This window comes from Litorivivens sp. (genome assembly GCF_041625495.1).
Lineage (GTDB): Bacteria > Pseudomonadota > Gammaproteobacteria > Pseudomonadales > Spongiibacteraceae > Litorivivens.
Window position 1 is genome coordinate 1 of sequence record NZ_JBFJTH010000212.1, and the last position, 5,374, is coordinate 5,374.

Annotated in this window: 3 protein-coding genes; all 3 read right to left on the minus strand. The window is 55.3% G+C overall.

Translation table 11 applies throughout. The features are described from left to right. Window positions 1–307: 307 nt before the first annotated feature. A complete protein-coding gene (locus tag ABYP39_RS17085; RefSeq protein ID WP_372783788.1) occupies window positions 308–1,087 on the minus strand; it encodes a GNAT family N-acetyltransferase in 780 nt (259 codons plus the stop codon). After that, complete coding sequence (locus ABYP39_RS17090; protein WP_372783790.1) at window positions 1,084–2,100, minus strand: quinone-dependent dihydroorotate dehydrogenase; 1,017 nt, start codon at window positions 2,098–2,100, stop codon at window positions 1,084–1,086. Before ABYP39_RS17090 ends, ABYP39_RS17085 begins: the two co-directional genes overlap by 4 nt. A 76-nt stretch (window positions 2,101–2,176) precedes the next feature. After that, window positions 2,177–5,278 (minus strand): efflux RND transporter permease subunit, encoded by a 3,102-nt coding sequence (locus tag ABYP39_RS17095; RefSeq protein ID WP_372783792.1) that lies wholly within the window; start codon window positions 5,276–5,278, stop codon window positions 2,177–2,179. Window positions 5,279–5,374 lie beyond the last annotated feature (96 nt).

The following is a 5,374-nucleotide window of genomic DNA, read 5'->3' on the forward strand; positions in this document are numbered from 1 at the left end:
AGAATGCATTACTCTTGTTAATTTTCCAACGGCCTGGCGGGCGCCAACCTAAGCCAGGTCGTTGTCTTTTACCGGGCGGATGTGGCGCCCAGGTAATTGGTATCATCTGCCCGATAAAAAAAAATGGGCCAGCGACGGCGTCTCTGCGCACTACGGCGCGGCCTCCGGCAGACCCATTTGAATTATAACATGTGTTCTATTCTTTCGCAATAACCTTCTCACGATTCCTTGTCCAACTCCTCAAGCAGCCATTGCCGATGCGCCGCGAGATCCTTCTCGGCTGCGGCCAGGGCCTGGCGGTGGCGTTCTACCAGGGCCTGGTAATGCTCAATTTTCTGCCGCAGCCAGGCGATGCGCTGGGCACGTTTTGTCGGTGGCTGGTCGTCCGGGCTAAATGTATCGCACGCGGCGCAATACCAGCCCGCCTCGCCGTGCCGACGGCTACGGCGCATTGTGCCGTTCTCACAATTGAAACAATGTCGGGTGTCGGGCAGTGGTCGGTTTCCTCCTCATCGAAAAACACGCGGACGACATCCAACGCATTGCGGACAAGTTCATAGGTCACGTTTGCCCGGTCCTTTGCGTAGTCATCAATTGCATTGGAAAGCTTAAGGGCCAACTCGTAAAACGTCCCGTCTTTCATCACCGCATGGCGCAGTATGCCTTCGCGCGCATAGCCATTTTTTTCCAACACGCGCATGGATGCCGGATTACATTCCAGCACCAAAGCATACAGCCGATGCAATTGCGTGTTTTCTTCCAGCCACAGCTGAAGCTGAGCGAGTGCCTCGCTGGCATAGCCCTTACCCCAATAAGGCTGCCCAAGCCAATAGCCAACCTCGGCGCTGTAGCGATATTCCCGCTCTCCCCAGAAAACCCCGATACTCCCTATGCACAGGCCGTGTAGACAGACAGCAAAATGCTGCCCGTGTCTGTCACAGGAACCCTCGTCTATCCAATAACGGGCATCTATTGTGGTATACGGACGGGGAAATTGGTCTCGCAAAAAGCGCGTGACATTCACATTGTTAGCCAGCTCAACCAGTCTGGCTTCATCATCGCTGTGAAAGGCACGCAGGGTAATCATTGCCGCTTGATGGCGCTTACCGAGTCCGCGATCAGTTTGGGACCAGCGTAGATAAAACCGCTGTAAATCTGAACCAGCGCAGCACCGGCGCGGATTTTTTCCGCCGCGTCTTCACCGCACATGATCCCCCCCACACCAATTATGGGAATCTCGCCCTTAAGCTGGGCCGCCAGCTCACGGATAACCGCTGTCGACTTATCGCGTACCGGCGCACCACTGAGGCCGCCAGCTTCCGCGCCGTGCTCCAGATGTTTTACCGCATCGCGTTCAATCGTGGTGTTAGTGGCAATCACGGCATCAATGCGATGCTCCAGAAAGGCACCCGCCACATCGGCAATATCACTCACCGCCATATCGGGCGCGATTTTTACCGCCAGCGGCACATAGCGGCCATGCTCCGCGGCCAGCTCCGCCTGAGCCGTTTTCAACTGAGCAAGCAGTTGCTTGAGTGGCTCACCAAACTGCAGGTCCCGCAATCCCGGGGTGTTGGGTGACGACAGATTTACTGTGATATAGGACGCATGAGGGTAAACCTTGCGCATACAAATCAGGTAGTCATCGACAGCCTGCTCGGCCGGGGTATCCTTGTTTTTACCAATATTGATACCCAGTACACCGGTAAACTTCGCGTTTTTTACCTGTTCTACCAGATGATCCACGCCCAGATTATTAAACCCCATACGATTGATGATGGCTTTTGCCTCGGGTAGACGAAATAAACGCGGCTGCGGATTGCCAGGCTGAGGCTTTGGCGTGACCGTACCCACTTCAATAAACCCGAAGCCCAACGCCGCCAGGCCATCAATGTGTTTGGCATCTTTATCCAGCCCGGCCGCCAAACCTACCGGATTGGGAAAGGTAATACCCATCACTTCTACCGGGTGATCTACGCGCTTGGGCGCTACCAGCCGGGAAAGGCAGAAAGTATCGGCTAGTGAAATGCCCGTCATACCCAGATTGTGGGAGGTTTCTGTAGGCAGTTGAAACAGGATTTTCTGGAGCAGGGAGTACATCGTAATAAGGGCTCGGCTAGTTGGGCCCAGGGCAAGGGTTAGACTTGCCCTGCCCCTCTTCATTTGAAAAGAGGGTTTAAGCGCGTTTAAACAATCGGCTGACATCCTGTTCAAGCGCATACAGGCTTGGCAGGTAGAAGAGCGTGATTATACTACCGAATACCACGCCCCACAGCATCACCATTGCCAGCGGCGCGACAACAACATTCAAACCAAACAAACCATAGGCCACCGGATACAGCCCTGCCACTGTGGTCAATGTGGTAATAAAGATGGGGCGCAGCCGCGTACTCGCCGTCTGCACCAGCAAATCTGCATCAATGTGAGTGCTATTTCCCCGAGCGCGATTCAATTGATCGATCATTATCAGAGAATCATTAACCAGAATACCGGCCAGCCCGGTGATCCCTGCCAGCGCTGACATACTTAACACCATGCCCTGAAGTGCAAAGGCTATCATTACCCCCAAAATACCCAGCGGAATAACCAGTAGCACCAGAATAGGTTGCGATACGGAATTAAACAGCAGCACCAGCAGCACCAATATACCGGCCAGACTGAGCAGCGCTGCGCTGCCAATATTCCCCAGTGCATCCTGCTGCCGATCAGCTTCGCCACCAGCCACAAACTGCAGGTGCGAGTAGCGCTGACGCAGCTCACGGTCCTCGATGTAACCCTGTAGCAGGCGATTGGCCTCGGCGACAGACAACACCGACTTGTCGATATCGGCATATACCGTCAGCGTGCGTTCGCCAAAGTAGTGATAAACCGTCGCCTGAGCAGATTTGGTTTCGAAATCTGCCACACTGCGCAGCAACACCGGCTCACCCCGGCTGTTGATCAGGGTCAGACCATACAGCGTAGAGAGCTGGCCTTGTTCCGGCTGACGATACTGCAAGCGGAACCGAACCCGCTCTTCCAACGTCTGCATTTCCTCCACCAGCAGCCCGTCAAACGCCACACGCACAGCCTGGGTCACGTCCTGCACAGTCAGACCGTAGTTGGCCAGCAACTCGTGCTTGAGCTGCAGATCAATAATATCCTTGCCGCGCCGGTAGGACGTCCACACGCGGTCAAAACCGGCTATTGTCTGCAGGTACTGCACAATGTCGTCAGCTACCCGATAGCGATCATCTGAATTACCGACAATTTCCAGCTCGATCGCCTCGCCGGTTGGCGGCGAGTTTTCCTGAGGCACGACTCTGGCCAAGACAAAATCCGATTGCTCAGCCATAAACTCACGCAGCTCGGACACTATCACCGACGATGTGCGGGTGCGTTCCGACTGCCTCACCAGATATAGCTCGACAAGGCCCCAGGAATTCTGGCGACCTTCGGTTACATTTGCCATGCTAGGCAGATCGTGGTGTCCAACGGTGACTTTTGTCGCCAGAACATCACGCCCCGCAAGATGCGCAACCAGATCTCGTTCGAGTTCAGTCAGCCGGTCACGGGTCGCCGCAAAGGATGTCCCGAGTGGAAGTTCCAGCTGAACCGTAATTGCATCGGTATCCCCTTCCGGGTAAAGCTCCAGTGTAAGACGCTGGTAACTAAACAGTGCCGCAGCCACTGCCAGCCCAAGAATCCCAATGAAACTGATCACGCGATGCCTGAACATATGCCGCATAATCCAGACATAGGCCCGCTCAACCGGGTTAAACCATTCGCGCGACAGGCTTTTTCCGTCGCGCTGACGACCACGCAGCGCGTGCGCTATATGCGCCGGCAACATGACTTTGCATTCCACCAGTGACGCCAGCAACACCATGACAACCACTGCTGGCAGCATCCAGAGGTATTTCCCCTCAATACCCGACAGAAACACCAGCGGCATAAACGCCAATACCGTCGTCGCCGAACTGGCCAGCACGGGCGCTGCCATCACCGCAGTGCCATCAATCGCCGCCTGCAACGGCGATTTTCCTCGCTCCGCCTCGCGAAAGATGCTCTCGGCTACCACAACCGCATCGTCAACCAGCACACCGAGCATCAGAATAATGCCGGAAATGCTGAGCTGATTGACCGTAATATTGAGCGACGGCATGAAAATAAACGTGAGCATCATGGCCGTGGGAATACCCACCACCACCCACACCGTGAACCGGAAGGGGAAAAACGCGAGCAGCGTGAGAAACACCAGCAACATGCCAAACAGTGCATTACTACTGAGCATTTCCAGCATATTGCGGGCATAGCGCGTTGTATCGTTATAGATTTCAAGCCTTACACCAGACGGCATCATCGCCTGTTGCTCGCGAACAAACTCGCGTAACTCTTCAGCGACTGCCACGCCATTGGCCTGCGCGGTTTTCTTGATCAACAGGCCAACCGCAGGTTGACCACCTATCAGCGGTTGAATCCTCCAGTCTTCGTAATCAACAACAACCTCTGCAATATCCTTAACCCGCGCAAAGTTATCGCGCCCCACCGCCCGCACAATAACCTCGGCCACATCTTTGGGGTGCTCAAATTGCCCAACCGTAACAACATCACGCTCAGAGGTCGTCGATTCCAACGCACCCCCAGAGTCTCTGACATTGCGCGCGGCGATGGCGCGGCTGATCTCCGCCGCATCAATACCCAGTTGCTGCAAGCGCTGTGGATTCAGCAAAATGCGAACTTCCTTGGGCCGATAGCCGCGCCGATCAGAACCGGCCACACCCTCCACCTGGCGCAGCTGCACCTGCAGGCGCCGTGCGGTGCGACGCAGTACATCTTCATCCACATCACCGCGAACCAGAATTTCCATGATCGGTGTTCGGTCGGGGTCTTCTGCGGCCAACAAGGGCTTTTCAAACACCTCGTCTGGCATGCGCGGATAGGCGCGATCAATGGCGCGCTGCAGGTCTTCACGAAAACGCCGGTTCTGCTCACGACTGTGATCCGGACTCGCCTGCACCAGAAGACTCGACTGCCCCTCCATACTGGCCGACCGCAATTTATCGAGACCTTCAATTTCAAGAATTTCTTCTTCCAGTGGCACCGTCACTGAAAGCTCTACATCAGTCGCTGCGGCGCCCGGCCATACCGTTGTAATGTAGAAAATACCGGTATCCAGCGCCGGATAACTGCTGACAACCATCCCACGCAAGCTGACAAAGCCGCTGAGAAACAGCATCACCAATATCAGATTTACCAGCAGCGGACGGCTGGCAAAAAACGTGATCAGCCCTCTCATGGCTGCTCGCTCTGCAAGACAACGGTTTTACCGTTGGCCAGCAAATCAAGGTGGCTGGTAATCAACCGGTCGCCGGGATTGAGGCCGGCCAGCACC